At 60.3% G+C, this 19266-nt stretch carries 14 protein-coding genes; 8 read left to right on the top strand and 6 right to left on the bottom strand.

Translation table 11 applies throughout. The annotated features are described in order from the left end of the window. The first annotated feature begins 2 nt into the window (after positions 1–2). The 5 genes from kdpA to QYQ93_RS09255 all read left to right on the top strand — a co-directional run bounded on the left by kdpA (position 3) and on the right by QYQ93_RS09255 (position 8112). Positions 3–1697: a potassium-transporting ATPase subunit KdpA gene (kdpA, locus tag QYQ93_RS09235; protein WP_338476775.1), complete on the top strand. Its 1695-nt coding sequence runs from the start codon at positions 3–5 to the stop codon at positions 1695–1697. A gap of 15 nt (positions 1698–1712) precedes the next feature. Further along, positions 1713–3770, top strand: a complete 2058-nt coding sequence (gene kdpB, locus QYQ93_RS09240) for a potassium-transporting ATPase subunit KdpB (RefSeq protein ID WP_338476776.1) — start codon at positions 1713–1715, stop codon at positions 3768–3770. 186 nt (positions 3771–3956) lie between these two features. After that, positions 3957–4502, top strand: a complete 546-nt coding sequence (kdpC, locus tag QYQ93_RS09245; RefSeq protein ID WP_338476777.1) for a potassium-transporting ATPase subunit KdpC — start codon at positions 3957–3959, stop codon at positions 4500–4502. Between the two features lie 137 nt (positions 4503–4639). Continuing rightward, positions 4640–7282, top strand: a complete 2643-nt coding sequence (locus QYQ93_RS09250; protein ID WP_338476778.1) for a sensor histidine kinase KdpD — start codon at positions 4640–4642, stop codon at positions 7280–7282. A 140-nt stretch (positions 7283–7422) separates the two neighbouring features. Beyond that, complete coding sequence (locus QYQ93_RS09255) at positions 7423–8112, top strand: response regulator (RefSeq protein ID WP_338476779.1); 690 nt, start codon at positions 7423–7425, stop codon at positions 8110–8112. 129 nt (positions 8113–8241) lie between these two features. Here QYQ93_RS09255 and QYQ93_RS09260 read toward each other — a convergent pair whose 3' ends face one another. Then, the gene (locus QYQ93_RS09260; RefSeq protein ID WP_057013408.1) at positions 8242–9279 is read right to left on the bottom strand and encodes a patatin-like phospholipase family protein; all 1038 of its coding nucleotides are present in this window, start codon (positions 9277–9279) and stop codon (positions 8242–8244) included. 216 nt (positions 9280–9495) lie between these two features. Between QYQ93_RS09260 and QYQ93_RS09265 the strand changes: the two genes are divergently transcribed. The 3 genes from QYQ93_RS09265 to QYQ93_RS09275 all read left to right on the top strand — a co-directional run bounded on the left by QYQ93_RS09265 (position 9496) and on the right by QYQ93_RS09275 (position 11465). Continuing rightward, positions 9496–9774, top strand: a complete 279-nt coding sequence (locus tag QYQ93_RS09265; RefSeq protein WP_012722962.1) for a hypothetical protein — start codon at positions 9496–9498, stop codon at positions 9772–9774. Positions 9775–9815: 41 nt separating this feature from the next. After that, on the top strand, positions 9816–10577 hold the full coding sequence (locus tag QYQ93_RS09270; RefSeq protein WP_338476780.1) for a CHAD domain-containing protein: 762 nt from the start codon (positions 9816–9818) through the stop codon (positions 10575–10577). A 90-nt stretch (positions 10578–10667) separates the two neighbouring features. Next, positions 10668–11465: a thioesterase family protein gene (locus QYQ93_RS09275; RefSeq protein ID WP_338476781.1), complete on the top strand. Its 798-nt coding sequence runs from the start codon at positions 10668–10670 to the stop codon at positions 11463–11465. Between the two features lie 3 nt (positions 11466–11468). Here the strand turns inward: QYQ93_RS09275 and QYQ93_RS09280 are convergent, their stop codons facing one another. The 5 genes from QYQ93_RS09280 to QYQ93_RS09300 form a co-directional block, all read right to left on the bottom strand. Next, positions 11469–11831 carry an Mpo1-like protein gene (locus QYQ93_RS09280; protein ID WP_043047418.1) on the bottom strand — a complete coding sequence of 121 codons (363 nt, stop codon included), beginning with the start codon at positions 11829–11831 and terminating at the stop codon, positions 11469–11471. Between the two features lie 114 nt (positions 11832–11945). Further along, a complete protein-coding gene (locus tag QYQ93_RS09285) occupies positions 11946–12350 on the bottom strand; it encodes an Imm50 family immunity protein (protein ID WP_338476782.1) in 405 nt (134 codons plus the stop codon). 148 nt (positions 12351–12498) lie between these two features. Continuing rightward, positions 12499–12888 (bottom strand): hypothetical protein, encoded by a 390-nt coding sequence (locus QYQ93_RS09290; RefSeq protein ID WP_043047417.1) that lies wholly within the window; start codon positions 12886–12888, stop codon positions 12499–12501. Further along, on the bottom strand, positions 12888–17540 hold the full coding sequence (locus QYQ93_RS09295) for an RHS repeat-associated core domain-containing protein (RefSeq protein ID WP_338476783.1): 4653 nt from the start codon (positions 17538–17540) through the stop codon (positions 12888–12890). The genes QYQ93_RS09290 and QYQ93_RS09295 overlap by 1 nt, the downstream gene beginning before the upstream one ends. A 234-nt stretch (positions 17541–17774) precedes the next feature. Then, positions 17775–19256 carry a methyl-accepting chemotaxis protein gene (locus tag QYQ93_RS09300; RefSeq protein WP_338476784.1) on the bottom strand — a complete coding sequence of 494 codons (1482 nt, stop codon included), beginning with the start codon at positions 19254–19256 and terminating at the stop codon, positions 17775–17777. Positions 19257–19266: the final 10 nt, after the last annotated feature.

Genomic DNA, 19266 nt, shown 5'->3' on the forward strand with positions numbered 1-19266 from the left:
CTATGCACAGTTATGACTATTGGCTGATCATCGCCTTCTTTGCCGTGGTACTGGTGCCGGCACCGTTCCTGGGGCGGTTCTACTACAAGGTGATGGAAGGCCAGCGCACCTGGCTCAGCCCAGTACTGGGGCCGGTGGAAAACGCCTGTTATCGCTTGTCGGGTGTGGATGCACAGCAGGAACAAAGCTGGCAGAAGTACATGCTGGCCTTGCTCGCATTCAATCTCGCGGGTTTTTTGCTGCTGTTCTCGATCCTGTTGTTCCAAGGCTCCCTCCCGCTGAACCCGCAAAAACTGCCGGGCCAGGAATGGACCCTGGCGTTCAACACCGCCGTCAGTTTCATGACCAACACCAACTGGCAGAACTACAGCGGTGAGGCGTCCCTGAGCTACCTCAGCCAGATGGTCGGCCTGACTGTGCAGAACTTCGTCAGTGCGGCGACTGGCCTCGCAGTCCTGGTCGCCTTATGCCGTGGGATTGGTCGCAAATCTGCCCAGACCCTGGGCAATTTCTGGGTCGACATGACCCGCGCCACCCTCTACGGCCTGTTGCCGTTATGCCTGGTGCTGGCGCTGTTTCTGGTATGGCAGGGCGTGCCGCAAACCTTCGCCCATTACATTGATGCCGTGACGATGCAGGGCGTGGACCAGGTCATCCCCCTGGGCCCGGCGGCCAGCCAGATTGCGATCAAGCAACTGGGCACCAATGGTGGCGGTTTCTTTGGTGTGAACTCGGCGCACCCGTTTGAAGATCCGACGGCCTGGTCAAACTTGTTCGAAGTAGCGTCGATCATCCTGATCCCTGTGGCGCTGGTGTTTACCTTCGGCCATTACGTCAAGGACCTGCGCCAGAGCCGGGCGATCCTCGCCTGCATGCTGGCGCTGTTCCTGATCGGCGGCGCGACGTCGCTGTGGTCCGAGTACCAGCCCAATCCAACCCTGAACCACCCGGCCGTGGAGCAAACCGCGCCACTGGAAGGCAAGGAAACCCGCTTTGGCACCACCGGCACCGTGCTGTGGTCGGTGACCACCACCGCGGCGTCCAACGGTTCGGTCAACGGCATGCAGGACAGTCTCAGCCCCCTGAGTGGGATGGTGGCATTGGTCAACATGATGGTCGGCGAAGTGATCTTCGGCGGCGTCGGTGCCGGCATGTACGGCATGTTGCTCAACGTGTTGATCGCCGTGTTCCTCGCCGGCCTGATGATTGGCCGCACCCCGGAATACCTGGGCAAGAAGCTCCAGGCCAAGGAAGTGCAATTGCTGGTGGTGACCCTGCTGGTGATGCCGGTCGGTGTGCTGGTGCTGAGTGCCATCGCCGCCAGCCTGCCAGGCCCGGCAGGTGCCATCAGTAACCCCGGGCCCCACGGGTTCAGCCAGTTGCTCTACGCCTACACCTCGGCCAGTGCCAACAACGGTTCGGCGTTTGCCGGCCTCGGCGCCAATACCGCGTTCCATAACCTGATGCTGGGCCTGGGCATGTTGATCGGCCGCTTCGGCTACATCCTCCCGGTACTGGCCCTGGCCGGCAGCCTGGCGATGAAGAAGGCCGCACCGATTGGCCAGAACAGCTTCCCCACCCACGGTGCGCTGTTTGTGACCCTGTTGACCGTGACCATTTTGCTGGTGGGCGGCCTGACTTTCCTGCCGACGCTGGCGTTGGGCCCCATCGCTGAACACCTGAGCATGGGCTTCTAGTTAAGGGATATGAAAATGAATATGCCTGCAAAAAACGCGGCTCCGGTCAAAATCCAGGAGCCCGCCAAAACCGCCATCTCGGCTCTATGGCGCCCGGCGCTGGTCCAGGCCTTCGTCAAGCTCGACCCACGCCAACTGCAACGCTCGCCGGTGATGCTGGTGGTCGAACTGACCGCTATCCTCACCACCCTGTTGTGCTTTGTGCCCGATACCACCGTGCCGACCTTTGTTGCGGTGCAAATAGCGGTGTGGCTGTGGTTCACCGTGCTGTTCGCCAACTTCGCCGAAGCCCTGGCCGAAGGCCGTGGCAGGGCCCGCGCCGACAGCCTCAAGGCCGGCAGCGAAGGCTTGAGCGCTCGGCGCCAGGAGGCCGATGGCAGCTTCAAGGTGGTGCCGGCCACCAGCCTGCGCAATGGCGATGTGGTACGCGTGGCCGCCGGAGAAATGATCCCCGGTGATGGCGAGGTCGTCGAAGGGATTGCGGCGGTCAACGAAGCGGCAATCACCGGCGAATCCGCCCCGGTCATTCGCGAGTCTGGCGGCGACCGTTCGGCCGTTACTGGCAACACACGGCTGGTCTCTGACTGGCTGCTGATCCGTATCACCGCCAACCCGGGTGAGTCCACCCTGGATCGCATGATTGCGTTGGTAGAAGGCGCCAAACGCCAGAAAACCCCCAACGAAGTCGCGCTGGATATCCTGCTGATCGGCCTGACCCTGATCTTCCTGCTGGTGGTGGTGACCCTGCAACCGTTCGCCCACTTCGCCAATGGCAGCTTGCCACTGGTGTTCCTGGTCGCACTGCTGGTGACGCTGATTCCCACCACCATTGGTGGCTTGCTGTCGGCCATCGGGATTGCCGGCATGGACCGCCTGGTGCGCCTCAACGTGATCGCCAAGTCCGGTCGCGCCGTGGAAGCGGCGGGGGACGTGCATGTGTTGCTGCTGGACAAGACCGGCACCATCACCTTTGGTAATCGTCGCTGCTCGGCAGTGGTCGCAGCGCCTGGCGTCAGTGGCCGGGAATTGGCCGAAGGCGCGCTGCTGGCGTCGCTGGCCGATGATACGGCGGAGGGCAAATCCATCGTCGAATACCTGCGTGCCTTGCACCCTCAGGCCGAGCCGAGCCTGGATGAGTTGACCGCTGTACCCTTCAGCGCCGAGACCCGCTTGTCGGGTGTCGACTACCAGGGCCGCGTATTCCGCAAAGGCGCGGTGGATTCGCTGCTGGCGTTTATCGGCCAGCAACGCAGCGAGCTTTTACCGCCACTGTCGCGGGAAATCGACAAGATCGCTCAAAGCGGCGGTACACCTTTGCTGGTGTGTGCCGATGGCAAGTTGCTCGGTGCAATTCATCTTAAGGACGTGGTCAAGCCCGGCATCCGCGAGCGTTTTGCCGAGCTGCGCAAGCTGGGGATCCGTACCGTGATGGTCACCGGCGACAACCCGCTGACCGCAGCCGCAATTGCCGCTGAAGCCGGTGTGGACGACGTGCTGGCCGAAGCCACGCCGGAGAAGAAACTCGCACGTATTCGCCATGAGCAGAACGACGGCCGCCTGGTTGCCATGTGTGGCGATGGCGCCAACGACGCCCCGGCGCTGGCCCAAGCCGACGTCGGCATGGCGATGAACGATGGCACTCAGGCCGCGCGCGAAGCCGCCAACATGGTCGACCTCGACAGCGACCCGACCAAGCTGCTGGACGTGGTACAGATCGGCAAAGAATTGCTGGTGACCCGTGGCGCGCTGACAACATTTTCCATCGCCAACGACGTAGCCAAATACTTCGCGATCCTGCCGGCGTTGTTCGCCTCGATCTACCCGCAATTGGGCGTGCTCAACATCATGCACTTGCAGAGCCCGCAGAGCGCAATCCTGTCGGCCATTGTGTTCAACGCGCTGATTATCGTCGTGCTGATTCCCCTGGCCCTGCGCGGCGTGCGGGTGCAGGCCGCGAGTGCGGCGGCCTTGTTGCGACGCAACTTGCTGATCTACGGCCTGGGTGGGCTGTTGGTGCCGTTCGTGGGTATCAAAGCCATCGACATGCTGCTGACGGCGCTGCACCTGGTTTGAACTGGCCCCGTTGGTTTGCCGAATTTGATCGTTCCCATGCTCCGCGTGGGAATGCCGCCCGGGACGCTTTGCGTCCTATTACCGGCGCGTATCCAGAGCCATGCGCAGGTGACGCGCAGCGTCACACGATGCATTCCCACGCAGAGCATGGGAGCGATCTAATTGAGTCAATTTGAGGAGTTTAAAATGTCTAACATGATTCGCCCGGCCCTGAGCTTGCTGGTGCTCATGACCTTGATCACCGGCGTGGCCTACCCCCTGGTGGTTACCGGCGTTGCGCAAGTTGCTTTTCCCGACCAGGCCAATGGCAGCCTGGTGCGTGACGCCAGCGGCAAGGTGCGCGGCTCCAGCCTGATCGCCCAGGATTTCACCGGCGACAGTTGGTTTCACTCACGTCCATCAGCAGGAGCCTATGCGACGGTGTCCAGCAGTGCCAGTAACCTGGGCCCCAGCAATCCTGCCCTGGCGACCCGCATAATCGACGATGCCAGCAAGCAATCGGTGCCTGGCCAGGGGCCGGTGCCATTGGCCTCGCTGACTACCTCGGGCAGCGGTCTTGATCCACACTTGCCACCACAGGCGATTGCCTATCAACTGGCGCGGGTAGCGGCAGCGCGGAATGTACCGGTGTCGACCTTGCAGCGGTTGTTGGATGAGCACATCGAAAGCCCGTTGGTGGGGCCGCCGGTGGTAAACGTCCTGGCCCTGAACATGGCCCTGGAACAACTCTGAACACTGTGGGAGGGGGCTTGCTCCCGATAGCGGTGGTTCAGTCGAAATATCTGTGGCTGATACACCGCTATCGGGAGCAAGCCCCCTCCCACAGTTGATCTTCATTGACCTGAAAATACCTGCCTGAAGGAACCCGCATGAGCGACTCCGGCCGCGCCGACGCCCTGTTAGCCGATCTGCCCCGTAACGGCCGTGGCCGGCTCAAAGTCTTCCTCGGCGCCGCGCCCGGCGTGGGCAAGACCTACGCCATGCTCCAGGCGGCCCACACCCAGCTGCGCCAAGGCGTAAGCCTGATTGCCGGCGTGGTCGAAACCCACGGCCGCGCCGAGACCGAAGCCTTGCTCAGCGGCCTGCCGCAGCAACCGCTGTTACGCAGCGAGTACCGTGGCGTAATGCTTGAAGAAATGGACCTCGACGGCCTGCTCGCCGCCAAGCCCAAGCTGGTGCTGGTGGATGAGCTGGCCCACAGCAACGCTCCCGGCAGCCGCCATGAAAAGCGCTGGCAAGATATTCAGGAGCTGCTCGCCGCCGGTATCAACGTGTTTACCACGGTCAACGTCCAGCATCTGGAAAGCCTCAATGATCAGGTGCGTGGCATTACCGGTGTGCAAGTACGTGAAACCCTGCCGGACTGGGTGCTGCAGGAAGCCGACGAACTGCTGCTGATCGACCTGCCTTCCCGCGAGCTGCTGGAGCGCCTGCGTGACGGCAAGGTGTACGTACCGGAACAGGCGCGTGCAGCCATCGATGCGTTTTTTACCCAGACCAACCTCATGGCGCTGCGCGAGCTGGCCATGCAAACCGCCGCCGCCCACGTCGATGACGACCTGGCCCAGGGCTACCGACAACTGGGCCAGGCCGCACCGGCAGTCCGCGGGCGTTTGCTGGTCGGCGTAGATGGCGATGCACAAGCCGAACGCCTGGTGCGTCATGCCAGCCGGGTGGCCCAGCGCCGACATTTGCCCTGGAGCCTGGTGCATGTCGATAACGGCCGGGCGCGGGACGAGCAATCGCGCCTGCGCCTGCAGAACGCCCAGCAACTGGCGGAGCGGCTGGGTGGAGAAGTGGTGCTGCTGCGCGCCGGGGAAGTGGCCAAGACGCTGATCCAGCATGCCGCTGAACGCCGCGCCAGCTTGTTGCTGGTGGGACAGTCGCGTATGCGCTGGCGGCGGCGCTTGTTCGGTGGCGGTTTGGCCGCGCGCCTGTTGCGCAATGCCCGAGGCTTGGAGATCAACGTCCTCGACAGCGATGACATGCCTGCACCGCCGCGCCTGCCGAATGTGCGCGGGTTGGTGTGGTTCGATTACGCCTTGGCCGTGGTTGCCACGGTGGTCGCTACTGCCGTGGCCTGGGCCGTATCCAGCCTACTGCCACTGCCGAATATCTCGCTGGTGTTTCTTGCTGCCGTGCTGCTGGTGGCGGTGCGCAGCAGCCTGGGGCCGTCCCTGGTGTGCGCGGCGCTGTCGTTCATGACCTACGACTTTCTGTTTATCCCGCCGAACTTTTCCTTCGCCATCCAGCGCGAAGAAGATGTGCTGACACTGCTGTTCTTCCTGCTGATGGCAGCCTTGACCGGTAACCTCGCTGCACGTCAGCGTCGTCAGTTGCAGGCGCTGCGTGATACCCAGGAAGAAACCAGCGAGCTGCTCGACCTGTCGCGTAAGCTCACCGCCGCCACCGATCGCCAAGCGGTTATCAGTGCCGCGGCCCATCATCTGCAAGGTTGGAGCGACCTCGATCTGTGCCTGGTCGATCGCGATGGTCAGGGCGGCTGGAAGGTCGAGACCGGTGGCCCATTGACCCTCAACGAAGCCGAGCGCGCTGCCGCCGATTGGGCCTGGCAGCATGACCAGCCCGCCGGCATGGGCACCGGCACCTTGCCGTTTGGGCGTTGGTGGTGGTGGCCGCTGTCGGGTGAAGAGGGGCCGTTGGGCTTGCTCGGTGTCAGTGCCAAACCGGGCCTGGAGTTGAGCGGTCAGCGTCGGCGCTTGCTTACCGCATTGAGCCAACCGCTGGCCCAGGCGCTGGCGCGGGCACAGCTGGGGCAGGAATTGGAGTCGGCGCGCCTGCACGGGGAAACCGAACAACTGCGCAGCGCTTTGCTTGCTTCGGTGTCCCATGATTTACGTACGCCATTAACCTCCATGCGCGGCAGCATCGACAGCCTGTTGGCCCTCGGTGAGGCCATTCCCCTGGAGGATCGCCGCGAATTGCTCGAGGGCACCCGTGACGAAGCCGAGCGTCTGGACCGTTATATCCAGAACCTGCTGGACATGACGCGCCTGGGCCACGGTGCGCTGAAGCTGGCGCGCGACTGGGTATCGCCCGGCGATATCGTCGGCAGTGCCCTCGCACGCTTGCGCGCGGTGCTGGCACCCTTGCAGGTGCATACCGATGTGCCGCCGGAACTGCCGTTGTTGTATGTGCATGCAGCGTTGATCGAACAGGCATTGGTCAATGTGCTGGAAAACGCCGCACGTTTTTCGCCAGCCCAGGGCCGCTTGCAGTTGAGCGCGGGCGTGGCCGACAACCAGCTGTTTTTTGCCGTGGCCGATGAGGGCCCGGGGATTCCCGAGGATGAGCGTGCGAAGATCTTCGACATGTTCTACACCGCTGCCCGCGGCGACCGGGGCGGGCAGGGCACCGGCCTCGGCCTGGCGATCTGCCAGGGCATGGTCGGCGCGCATGGCGGGCATATCAGCGTGGCCGATGGCATTGAAGGGCGGGGTACCTGCATCACTTTGTTTCTGCCATTGCCGACACAGCCTGCCTTGGAATAAACCTTGTAGGAGCGAGCTTGCTCGCGAAGGTCGTTAACGATAATGATGACGTCCTGAGTTTACGCGGTGCCTATGGGTTTTTCGCGAGCAAGCTCGCTCCTACAGAGGGGTGATTTTTTAATGGGTTTTAATGAGACACCATGAGCCAGACCGCGACGATTCTAGTCATTGATGACGAACCGCAGATCCGCAAATTCCTGCGTATCAGCCTGGCCTCCCAGGGCTACAAGGTGATCGAGGCCGGCAGCGGCAGCGAGGGCCTGGCCCAGGCGGCGCTGGGCAAACCGGACTTGCTGGTACTCGACTTGGGCTTGCCTGACATGGACGGCCAGCAAGTGCTGCGCGAGTTTCGCGAGTGGTCGACCGTGCCGGTGCTGGTGCTGTCGGTACGCGCCAGCGAAGGTCAGAAGGTCGAGGCCCTTGACGGTGGCGCCAATGACTATGTGACCAAGCCCTTCGGCATCCAGGAATTTCTCGCCCGTGTGCGTGCGTTGTTGCGCCAGGCGCCGGCGGGAGATGCCCAGGAAGCCGCCTTGAATTTTGGCCCGCTGACGGTGGACCTGGCCTATCGCCGCGTACTGCTGGACGGTACCGAAGTGGCGCTGACCCGCAAGGAATACGCAGTGCTCGCGCAACTGGCACGTCATCCTGGGCGAGTGATTACCCAACAGCAGTTGCTCAAGGACATCTGGGGGCCTACCCATACCGAGGACAGCCACTACCTGCGTATCGTGGTGGGGCATCTGCGCCAGAAACTTGCGGATGACCCTACCCAGCCACGGTTTATCGTGACCGAGGCGGGGGTGGGGTATCGACTGCTGAATGCTTGAGTTTTTTGTCGGAGAGGGCTTGCTCCCTATAGCGGTGGGTCAGTGAGTAGATCTGTTACTGACCCACCGCTATCGGGAGCAAGCCCCCTCCCACATTTTGATTTTCCTATATCCGCAACACCTACAATTTCAGGGCTGCTCACTCTCATACCGATCCAGCGTATCCCTGGCAATCTCCCGCCCCAGGGCGATCAGCTCCGGCGCCTTGTAGAATTCGAAAAACCGGCACACCCGCTTCGGCACGTTGATCAGGATATCGGGCGGATACCCGGCGATCTTGTATTGCGCCAATGACGTCTGCATCACCTCGAAACTCTGGTTGATCAGGTCCAGCAGCGACGCAGGCCCGACGTTATCGATGATGAACGAACCCGTCGCCGACTTCGGTGCGCCGGCTTTCTCCGGCGCGGCGGCGGGTTGCTGGGATTCGGGTTCGGCTGACTCCAACCATGGGTTGATCTCCGCTGCCTGGGCCTGCAAGGCCTCCTGCTCGAGCTTCATCAATTGCTCGGCCTGCTTGCGGCGAAACGGCAGGTGCGAGCCCAGCGACTTCGCCAGGCTGTTGAAGCGGCTCTTGAACGCTGGCGGACGTGGAATCACCGGTAGCTGGTAATGCTTCTGGTTGGTGGCATTGAGGTTGACCGCGATGATCAAGTCGCAGTGGCTCGACACCACCGGCACGATGGGCAACGGGTTGAGCAGGCCGCCGTCCACCAGCATGCGGTTGCCTTGCATCACCGGGGTGAACAGGCTGGGGATCGCTGCCGATGCGCGCATGGCCTGGTGCAGGCAGCCCTCCTGGAACCAGATTTCCTGCTGGTTGGTAAGGTCGGTGGCAACGGCGGTGTAGGGGATGCGCAGTTCTTCGATATTGATCTCGCCGACGATCTTGCGGATCTGCCCGAAGACTTTTTCACCGCGAATCGCGCCCAGGCGAAAGCTCACATCCACCAGGCGCAGCACGTCGAGGTAGTCCAGGCTTTCAATCCAGTTGCGATACTCGTCGAGCTTGCCAGCGGCGTAGATCCCACCCACCACGGCGCCCATGGAGCAACCGGCGATACAAGCGATGTCATAGCCGCGTCGTTCGATTTCTTCGATCACCCCGATATGGGCGTAGCCCCTGGCTCCCCCGGAACCCAGCACTAAGGCAACACGTTTTTTCATGACCAGATCCTTCGAAAAACAGGTGCCCACAATGCACCTATCAGGGGGGCGGCTTCAATCCTGGGCTGGGCCTGCGATATTTTTCGAGGATAACCCTTGTGCTCGGGTATGCTCTGGCAATAGGTACTACCGATTTCAGGCTAAGGACAAGGCACTTTTTCCTGTGGGCAACGTCTACAGGCTACGAATGATTTTGCTTATTTTGAGGTGTCATCAATGAAAGCCTGGATGTGTGTGCCTGTGATCGTGCTGGCCTTGGCCGGTTGTGCTGGCAAAACTGCCTACCGCGACAGCTGCGGCTCGCAACTGGACGCCGCCTGGAAAGAACTCGACCTGGCCAAGGCTGAAGGTTTCGCCGGCACCGTCAGTTATTCCAAGGCCCTGTCGTTGTTGACCGGTGCCAAGACCCAGCAGCAATTCGAAGCGTTTGAAGGCTGCTCCAACAAAGCCGAAAAGGCGCGTTTCTATATTCGAGAGTCTCGTGCCGGGCGTTGACCTGTAGCGGGTAGGATTATTCATCGCAAAGTGAGGGCAGGATGTCAGCCTTGGTCAATCAGTTAGTCGCTCAGGTCATTGGCCTGGAAGTAGGGTTACTGAGCTGCCAGGCTCGCCTCGCCGCCGTCACCGACGATGAAGCCCTGCATGATTTGCGCACCACCGTGCGCCGTCTGCGCAGCCTGTTGCGCCCTTTGCGCGGCCTGCCAGGTGTCGAGCAACTCGAGTTGGCCGCCAAGGCGGTGGGTCAACTGACCACGCCGCTACGCGACCGAGAGGTCCTGGCGGCGTATTTGCATCAGCACGGATATCACGACGCGGCTGATCGGCGTCTGCGCCTGCAACCAGAGACCTATCGCCAAGTGGCGCAGAGCGCGGAGTTGGCGCATCTGTTGCTGATTCTGGATGCCTTCCCCCGATTTATCCGCGCGGCCCAGCACCAGAAACTGCTCAAGGGCCTGCGCCCGCGCATCGAGAAGCGCCTGGCCAAGCAATGGCAGAAACTCGGTGAAGCACTGAAGGATCCCGAGCATGATCGCCACCGCCTGCGGTTGCTGATCAAGCGCGTGCGTTACGCCGCCGAGGCTTATCCCGAGCTGGAAAAGTTGCCCGTCAACGCCATGTCGCGGTTGAAGAAGGCCCAGGGCGCACTGGGTGACTGGCATGACTGTTGGCAATGGCTGGCCCAGGCCGGGCACCAGCCGGACCTGCAACCCTGTGTAGCGGTGTGGCAGCGCACCATGCTCAAGGCGCAAGGTCGCGCTGATCGCGTGCTGGACAAACTCAGCGCCGATTGCTTTTGAAGTGGTCCGGTTTTTGGCCGGAATAGGCGCTGTGCCTGCCGGATTCGATGGTTAAGATCCCTCCATCGATTTTCTTGATGTGAGGTCGCCATGCGCTTTAGTGATTTGCTCGATGCTGCCCGTAGCAACCCGCTGGATATCACCATCCCGGCCGAATGGGCCCAGGGCCGTGCCACCTTTGGCGGCCTGGTCGCCGCCCTGCAATATGAGGCGCTGCGCGCCCAGGTGCCGGCGGATCGCCCCCTGCGCTCCTTGGCCATCACCTTTGTCGGCCCGGTCGCGCCGGATGTGCCCGCCAGTTATCAAGTTGAAGTGTTGCGCGAAGGCAAGGCCGTCAGCCAGTTGCTCGGCCGCGTGGTGCAGAACGGCGAAGTGGCGACTCTGGTGCAGGCCAGCTTTGGCGCATCTCGAGCGTCGGAAATTGACGTGGCAAGCGAAGCGCCGCCGGTATTCAAACATTGGGATGAGTGTCAGGAGTTGCCCTACATCAAGGGCGTCACCCCCGAATTCATGCGCCATCTGGCGATGCGCTGGAGCGTCGGCGGCCTGCCGTTCACCGGTAACAAATCCCGCGACATGGGCGGTTGGGTGCGGTTGCGCGGGGATGTGAAAGAAGAGCCACTGACCGAGGCGCACATCCTCGCCCTGGTCGACGCCTGGCCGCCGGCCCTGTTACCGCACCTGAAAAAGCCTGCGCCAGGCAGCACCCTGACCTGGACCATCGAGTTCATCCAGCCGCTGCAAGACCTGACCACCCTCGATTGGTGCCAATACCACGTCAACATCGAACATGCCCGCGACGGCTACGGCCATGCGGCCGCTGCGCTGTGGAGCCCGACCGGCGAGTTGATCGCCCTCAGTCGCCAGACCGTGGTGGTGTTCGCCTGAGCCTCAGTGCCGGTGACGCTGCCGCCAGGCGCGCCACCAGCCACCGCTCAACACGAAGCGCGGGAAGGTCACGAACTGCTCGACCACCAGCCGTTGCACCGCGTCTTTACGGTCACTGAACGGCTCGCTGGCCTGGGCCTCCAGGCTATGACCATGACGCTGCAACGCCAGGCCTGCCACGATCCCCACCACACCGACGGCGAAGCTGGCCAGGCTCAGGCTGAACACCCCCGAAACGATCAGCAGAAAGCCGACGATAAATAGCGGCACGGCAATCAGGTGCAGTGCCAGGTTGGTCGGGTGTTGATGGTTTTGAGGGTAGTGACGCCATTGCCAGGCGGGGAGATTGGGGTGACGTTTGCCCATGATGGTGAATCCTCTGTCCGTTGAAATGACTTGAACAGAGTTTAGGTCGAGGTGGGCAGAGTGGCGAATTGGGGCTGGCTATGGGGGTCATAGTGACTACGCGATTTATTCGATCTAGAAGAAATAATCATCTGAACCATTTATGTATACATTCGGATCGCAAAGTGAAATGAATTTAGCCTCGAATTCAATTAGTGAAATTTCATTGCTTGCTTGGAAATGGAACAGGTCATTCTTTTTAGTGATATAAACAAAAAACACCTTCCTAAGGGGAATGTTGTGTATTTTTAATTCGCGAATGCCATGGCAATCGATCCCCATTCTGCAGGTGTTGTAGCCTTTCCCTTCCCATTTTTTTGGCAAAATGTCTGGAAACTCGGGTATGTCGAACCCTAATCCTACAGAAGGTTGATCATTTTCTATCTGCAAAGAAAAAAGAGCAATTTTTCCGATTTCTACAGGCATGCTAAAAATCTTTTCAAAAAAAATATTCTGATCAAGTTCGTTCCAGTATTTCATCGACTTTTCCTAAAGTTGTAATGTTCTTTTTGCCGCCGTCTACGGGTCCGTTTCGAGGTTTTTTCATCGGTCGCAAATTGAAATGCGCTTTTTGGTCTCCTATGCCGTCTGGGCCGGGGGATAGGTAACAATTTAGGTGGAGTGTTCTTCATGCCCAAATCACACAGTCATGGTCATCCATATGGACTAAAAACGTCAGTTTGTTATCGGTGATCCAAAATGGATAACCGGTGGTTTCGCCTAAAACAGATGATAAAACTGGTGCGTTATCAATTTCCCATGCCCTATATTTTGAGTCGAATACCAGCAAAACTAAACCGTTCTTGCTAATGCGATAAGGTATCTCTTTCCAAAAGTTAGGATTATGCTCCGTGCATTTTTCGTTCAGTTCGGTGGGGTCAAGCGCGTTGCTTTGTGATTTGAAAAATTTTCTCGTCAGAGAATTTATCAATGCATTGAGTTCATTCGCATCTAGCTTCCTTGAGCTGATTTTTAAGGTGTTACATGCTTCGTCTATTTCCTCTTCCAAGTAGCTCATCAAGGAATACCTATTTTGGAGCGGCTAACAGGAACCAGTTTGAGCAGTATGTGGCCTCTCTTTGCTCCTCCACCGGCCCTCTTTCCAGGAGTTTGATAGCCGATATGAGGTGATTTCGGGCCTTCTTTACTTGGCACAAGCATAGGGTCGTCAATATTCACTTCCGCTCCCCTATTGGGCCCGCTTTGTACACGCCATTCCGTTGGAAATGATTTGCCATATTGGTCTTTTCCCCATTTCGATACGCTGTATTCAGTCTTCGGTATGCCTGTTCTGCGAAAGGCTTCATCCAAACCATTATGCATTTGCTTGTAGCTATCCCCGGCTTGTTTTCGCCAGTCCAGATCGACATCGGGGTTAAGTTTCCAACTGTTTCCTGTGCTTGGATGAGGGCAGTCTGAAGGCGAACAAGCTAACCCTAACGGATCAATCCACCCGGTAGGGTTGGGCACGTACTGGTACGCATTGACCCCACCCGCCAACTTCACCGGATCCGGCGTCAGATAACGACCAATATCCGGATTGTAGTAGCGATGGCGGTTGTAGTGCAGCCCGCTTTCCTGATCGAAATACTGTCCCTGGAAACGCAGCGGGTTATCGATTTTACCTACGTCGAGTCGGGCGATCTGGCCGTAGGCGCGGTAGTGGGCGGACCAGACGATTTCGCCTGCGGTGTCGGTGAGTTCCTGTGGTGTGCCGAGGTGGTCGAGCTGGTAGTGGTAGGGCGTTGTGGCTTTTGGGCCGAAGCCTTCCAGCAGTGCCAGTGGGCGGAAGCTGCCGGGCTCGTAGATGTAGCTGCGGTGGCGGTCCGCATGATGCTCGGCAATCAGCTTGTCGCCTTGCCAGAAAAACTCGGTGGTCTTGCCGTCCACGGTCTTGCTGATGCGCCGCCCAAACGGATCATAACGATAACTGGCGGTTTCGCCGTTCGGTTTTGTGACGCTGATCAGCCGGTGCTGGCAGTCGTAGCGGTATTCAGTGACGAGTTGCTGGCCTTTGCCGCGTCGTTCGCGGATCAGGTTGCCGAAGGCGTCGTAGTCGTAGTGGCGGTCGCCCTGGATCACCAGGCGGTTCGCCGCGACGATGTCCGGGCCGGGGCGGTCTTGCATGAGCAGGTTGCCGGCCGGGTTGTGGGCGAAGCGTTCCTGCACGTCCTGCGAATGGTCGGCGCGGGTCAGGCGGGCGAGGGGGTCGTAGTGGTAGCGGTGTTCGCCTTTGCGCGTGTCGAGCAGGCGGGTGAGATTGCCGCTTTTGTCGTAGTCGTATTGGCGCTGGTAAAGGTAATTTTCCTGCTGTGTGACGGCGTGAGCGTGCAGGCGGTTTTGGTCGTCGTAGTGGTAGTGGCTGAGCAGCTGGCCTTGTTGGCGCTGGTGTTCGCGACCGGCGCGGAATAGGTGAGAGGTGAGCACTTCGCCGTTGAGCTCGACGGTGGCGAGGTGGCCGCCTTTGTCGTGGTTGAAGGTGAGGCGGTTATTGTCCGGCAGGCGCAGTTTTTGTAGCTGGCCGCAGGCGTCGTAGCCGTAGCGCAAGGTGCCCCAGCCTTGGTGTTCGGCGGTGAGGCGGTTTTGGCGGTCATACTCGTAGGCCAAAGCCCAGTGACCGTCCTCGACGCTGAGGAGGTTGCCTTGGCGGTCGTAGGCATAGTCGACCACGCTGTCATCGGGCAGGGTTTTTCGTACGAGGCGTCCGGCGTGGTCGCGCTCGTAACGGGTGATTAGCTGACTGCCATCGTCACCGTATTCAGTCTTCTCCAGCAGATTGCCGTTGAGGTCGTAGGCATACGCGGTGCGCTGGCCGTCGAAGCCGGTTTCCTGTTGGAGCAGGCCGTTGGGGTGGTAGTCGAGCTGGTAGGTTTCGCCGACTTCGTTTTCGATCTCGGTGAGCAACAGCCGGGCGTTGTCGTAGCGATACTTGACCTGGGTGCCGTCGGCATTGATGCGGTGGCTGATCAGGTGCAGGCCGTCGGCGTATTCGTAGCGGGTGATGTGGCCGAGTTCATCGCGCTCGGCGATGATTTTTCCATAGGGGTTGTAGCTGAATTCGCGAGTGGCGCCGCCTGGCAAGACGAGACGAATCAAGCGACCGACGCTGTCCCACTGATACTGGGTTAGTGCGCCGTGTTCATCCTCACGGACAATCTGCCGCCCTAAATCGTCATAGCGATAACGCTTGATCCCGCCATTGGGCAGTTGTTCTTCGAGCAACTGCCCACGCTCATTCCACACCAGCCGATGACAACTGTGATCGGGGTACCAAACGCCCGTCAGTTGCCCACGTTTGTTGTAGCTGTAGTCTGTGACCTGCCCGTCAGGATCGGTCCTACGCGTAACATCGCCCTGGCTATTACGCTCATATTTCCAGACCGCCTCGCCGCGCCTGACAACCCGTACGAAACCGTTGTCATGCTCGTAGGAAGTCGGCTCGTCATCCCCCGGAAACAACGCCACCAAGCGTCCGGCTTCGTCGTACTGATAGGCCGTCACCGCGCCCAGCGGGTCTTGCTCGACGGTCAGCCGGCCCTTGTCATCGTAGGATTTGAAATGCTGGGCGCCGTCCGGATCGATGCGCTGCACCAGGCGTGCACACTGATCGTGGACATACACTTCCTGGCTACCATCGGCGTTATGCACCGTGACACGGCCGTCATCCCCCCAGGCATAACGCGTGTCCATCTGCGAAAAACTCGCCCAATGCCGGACACAGCGTGCCGCTTTGCCGGAGCCTTCCCACGCCCAAAAGAAACTCGCCCCACCGGCCAACTGCCGCTCGACAATGACGTGCTGATCGTCGTAGCGATAACGCTCGCTTTCCCCGACAGCATTGGTCGCGCAAACCAGTCGTCCATCTTCGTCATAGGCGTAGGAAACAACGTTCTGCTCGGTCTCCCAGACGTAGGGTTCACGACCTTTGGCGCGATGAACCTGGTAGTCCACCGCCACGATGCGATCCATTTCATAACGCAGCAGCAGCGAACGGCCGGCACCGTTATCCAACCGCTCAATCCGCCCGGAACGATCACGGACAATGCGCAGGCGGTTGTCATACGCATCGCTGATCGAAACCAGCACCCCGTCGCGAAAGTGATAAAACCGTGACGCCTGGGCCAACACCAGTTCATCAGGTGCCGAGCCCAGGTAGATCGCCGCTTCGGCCAGGCTATTGGTGATCGCGGGTCGAGCAGATGTGGGCAACGGAAACTGCGTACGGCGATTCTCATGGTCCGTCCACACCACCGAATCGCCCGACACAGCAAGCCTGTGCGCCAGCGCGTGACTCCAGCCAAACCCCAACCCACAATCCAGTTCCACCGCACTGGTGCGATACAAGCGCGTCCACTCAAACGGTAAAACCCCGTCCAGGGCACCATCGGTGAGGGTCAGCAATTCCTCCCCGGTGACCATCGACACCGGGCAGCCATGAGTGACGGTCTTGTCCGCAGGCGCCGTCGCATCCCCCTTGGGATTCGACGCCATGGCCGGCGCATCATCGACATGCTCCTGCCGCACCAGTACCGTCTGCCGGGCCTTGCTGCGCACTGCGGGCACCGGGTTCGAAACCAATTGATCCCCAGCCTTCAACGGTACAGCCGGCACCACCTTGACCGGCGTCGCCGCACTGCTCAGCAACACAGGCTTGGCCGCCTCTACATGAGCCTCCAACCGCGGCCCCGTTGCCTGCTTGGCCAGCAACTCCAGCAACGCTCGCGCTTGTCCGGACTTGACGCGACTGAGCATCTGCGCACCCAGGCGCAGTTTTACCCCAATGCCCCGGGTGGCCCAGATCAGCAGCAGGTTGATCAAGACTTCGCCGGTGATTTCACCCAGCAGCTCATACATCTGCGGCGGCGGCAGCATGCGTATCCACGCCACCATTGCCGCCAGGTAGATAAACAACAGCGGCTCATCACTGAGCACCAGCAAGCCCTTGGCCAGCGTGTCTTTGCCCAGCTTGAGCAACTCGTCCAGTTCGGCCTGGGAGATGTACTTGAGCAGTTTCTCGCTGTTGAATTTGAGGTTCGCGAGCAGGTCATACAGCTCGGTGATGTTGTCCCACAGGTTGTAGAAGGCCTTGCCAATCCCGGTTGCAAAAGCAATGCCCTGTAGGCCGCTGCGCTTGTAGGCTGGCGCCTGGGCAAAGTCTGCCCATTGCAGCTTGAAACGCTCGTCCCATTGTTTGCACAGTTCAGCTTCCAGCCCGGCAATCACTGACCCGTAGGAGGCATACAGCGCCTTGACGTGATCCTTGGAAACATTGGGGTAAAAGGTGATCTGGTAGCGCTGGTCGCGGCTGCAGTCGTTGACTTCAAGAATGCCGGTGGGGCCAATGGTGTGGTGGATCGGCGTGCCCACCAGGCTGCCATCTGTGGCCAGGGCTTGCAGCATCACCCGGGTGTTGCCGATGGGAACGAACTGGGTACTTTCGAACAGATGCACCAGGGTCAACCCACCCTGGGCTTTGCATTGAGCGACCGTGCGGCTGGGCTTGTCGGAAGAGATCGGCGCGACCAGTGCGACGTCTTCCCCAACCTTGAACACCTGCTCCACAGTCAGTGCCGAGCCACTCAACAGGCTGTCGGCCCACTCATCGAAGGTGTTCAGGCAGGTGCGAAAATCGGCTAAAACCCGACTGACGTCCGGGGCCTTGGGATCCATGGGCGCCAGCACAAAGCTGGCAAACGCCGGGATCAAGAGCCAGCCCTATCAACCAGGGCTGTAACGAAAAAAACCATCTGCAATCCCTCGCACTGTTTGATCAGGCGAGGGACTTTGCAGGGGTTCCTAGGTAAAAGAAGTCGGCGTTATTCGCGAGAATGGCGAGGAAGTTTCGCCTTAACTTCAGGTAAACCGAGACTTGGTGGTAGGAATTAGATTACAGGTGAAAAAGCCTTATAGCTTCAGTTGCCCAATCGCCTTGCTCAACTCCCCAGCCAACGTCGCCAGTTCATTGCTGGTGGTCGCCGACGCCACGGTTTGCTGTACGGTGTTTTCGGTCACATCGCGAATGCTTACCACGGCGCGGTTCATCTCTTCGGCGACGTGGCTTTGCTGTTCGGCGGCCACGGCGATCTGGGTGTTGCTCTCGCGCATCTGTGCCACTGCACCGGTGATTTCAGCCAGTGCGGCGCCGGCTTCCAGGGCTTGTTGCACACAGTCGTCGGCCTTGAATGAGCTTTCCTGCATGAAGTCCACCGCGTCGCGGGTGCCGGCCTGCAGCGCCGAGACCATGCGGGTGATTTCGTCGGTGGAGTTTTGCACGCGCTTGGCCAGGTTACGCACTTCGTCGGCGACCACTGCAAACCCTCGGCCCATGTCCCCGGCGCGGGCGGCTTCGATAGCGGCGTTGAGGGCGAGCAGGTTGGTCTGTTCGGCGATGCTGTGGATCACCCCGACCACGCCGTTGATTTTCTGGCTGTCTTCGGCGAGTTTCTGGATCATCTCGGCGGTCTGTTGCACGCCAGTGGACAGCCCGGCAATTGAACGCTGTACCCGGGTGACCACGTCCTGGCCGCTGCCGGCGAGGGTATCGGCGGTCTGGGACAAGTCGCGGGTGGCGCCAGCGTGCTGGGCGATATGGTGGACAGTGGCGGTCATCTCATTGATGGCGGTGGCGGCCTGGTCGGTTTCGCTCTGCTGGCCGAGCATGCCGTGCTGTACCTCGTTCATGCTGCTGGCCAGGCGGGCTGCGCCGTCATCCAGTTGCCGGGCGGTGCGTGCCACGGTATTGACCACGCGCTGGTAGCCGGCTTGCATGGCGTTGAACGCACTGGCCATCTGGCCGACTTCATCCTTGCAGGCCAACGGCACGCGCGCCGACAGGTCACCGGTTTTTTCAACGTGCAGCATTACGTCCTTGAGGGTGTTGAGTTGGCTGAGCAGGAAACGGATCAACAGCTGCGAGGCTCCGAGCATGGCCAGCATCAGGATGGCCACGGCGACGGCGTAGTTGGCGAAGCGTTCACTGAATACTTGGCTCAGGCTTGGCGCGTAAGCCAGCACGGCGACGTGTTGACCGTCGGCGCGGCTGATCACCTCGGCGCCTATCAGTGGGTTTTTGCCGAACAACGGCATGTGATTGAGCTCGACCCAACCGTTGGCAGTGGTCAGGGCCGGGAGATCCTGATCGGCCAGTTGTGGGATTTGCCCTTGTCCATAGGCCAGCCAATGCTCGCCGGTGGGGAGGGCTTTGTCGGCCGGCCAAGCGCTGAGCAATCTGCCCTGGGCCTGGGCCGATGCCTGGGACGCATGGCTGCGCGCCTGTTGTTCAAGCTGCACGGCGTACAGCACCAACAGCAGGGTGGTAACGAAGGCGACCGCATTGACGGCCCAGAACTTGTACTTTAGCGAGATATTGCTAATCCAGGCACCCATGAAGGTTTTC

It is taken from the genome of Pseudomonas khavaziana, assembly GCF_036704165.1.
Lineage (GTDB): Bacteria > Pseudomonadota > Gammaproteobacteria > Pseudomonadales > Pseudomonadaceae > Aquipseudomonas > Aquipseudomonas khavaziana.

What these genes read in the sequence shown, in the direction of transcription:
- QYQ93_RS09285 (WP_338476782.1), bottom strand. Translation starts at nt 12,350, where the DNA reads ATGAAATACTGGAACGAACTTGATCAGAATATTTTTTTTGAAAAGATT.
- QYQ93_RS09280 (WP_043047418.1), bottom strand. Translation starts at nt 11,831, where the DNA reads ATGGGCAAACGTCACCCCAATCTCCCCGCCTGGCAATGGCGTCACTAC.
- QYQ93_RS09270 (WP_338476780.1), top strand. Translation starts at nt 9,816, where the DNA reads ATGTCAGCCTTGGTCAATCAGTTAGTCGCTCAGGTCATTGGCCTGGAA.
- QYQ93_RS09275 (WP_338476781.1), top strand. Translation starts at nt 10,668, where the DNA reads ATGCGCTTTAGTGATTTGCTCGATGCTGCCCGTAGCAACCCGCTGGAT.
- kdpC (WP_338476777.1), top strand. Translation starts at nt 3,957, where the DNA reads ATGTCTAACATGATTCGCCCGGCCCTGAGCTTGCTGGTGCTCATGACC.
- QYQ93_RS09250 (WP_338476778.1), top strand. Translation starts at nt 4,640, where the DNA reads ATGAGCGACTCCGGCCGCGCCGACGCCCTGTTAGCCGATCTGCCCCGT.
- QYQ93_RS09260 (WP_057013408.1), bottom strand. Translation starts at nt 9,279, where the DNA reads ATGAAAAAACGTGTTGCCTTAGTGCTGGGTTCCGGGGGAGCCAGGGGC.
- kdpA (WP_338476775.1), top strand. Translation starts at nt 3, where the DNA reads ATGCACAGTTATGACTATTGGCTGATCATCGCCTTCTTTGCCGTGGTA.
- kdpB (WP_338476776.1), top strand. Translation starts at nt 1,713, where the DNA reads ATGAATATGCCTGCAAAAAACGCGGCTCCGGTCAAAATCCAGGAGCCC.
- QYQ93_RS09255 (WP_338476779.1), top strand. Translation starts at nt 7,423, where the DNA reads ATGAGCCAGACCGCGACGATTCTAGTCATTGATGACGAACCGCAGATC.
- QYQ93_RS09290 (WP_043047417.1), bottom strand. Translation starts at nt 12,888, where the DNA reads ATGAGCTACTTGGAAGAGGAAATAGACGAAGCATGTAACACCTTAAAA.
- QYQ93_RS09300 (WP_338476784.1), bottom strand. Translation starts at nt 19,256, where the DNA reads ATGGGTGCCTGGATTAGCAATATCTCGCTAAAGTACAAGTTCTGGGCC.
- QYQ93_RS09295 (WP_338476783.1), bottom strand. Translation starts at nt 17,540, where the DNA reads ATGGATCCCAAGGCCCCGGACGTCAGTCGGGTTTTAGCCGATTTTCGC.
- QYQ93_RS09265 (WP_012722962.1), top strand. Translation starts at nt 9,496, where the DNA reads ATGAAAGCCTGGATGTGTGTGCCTGTGATCGTGCTGGCCTTGGCCGGT.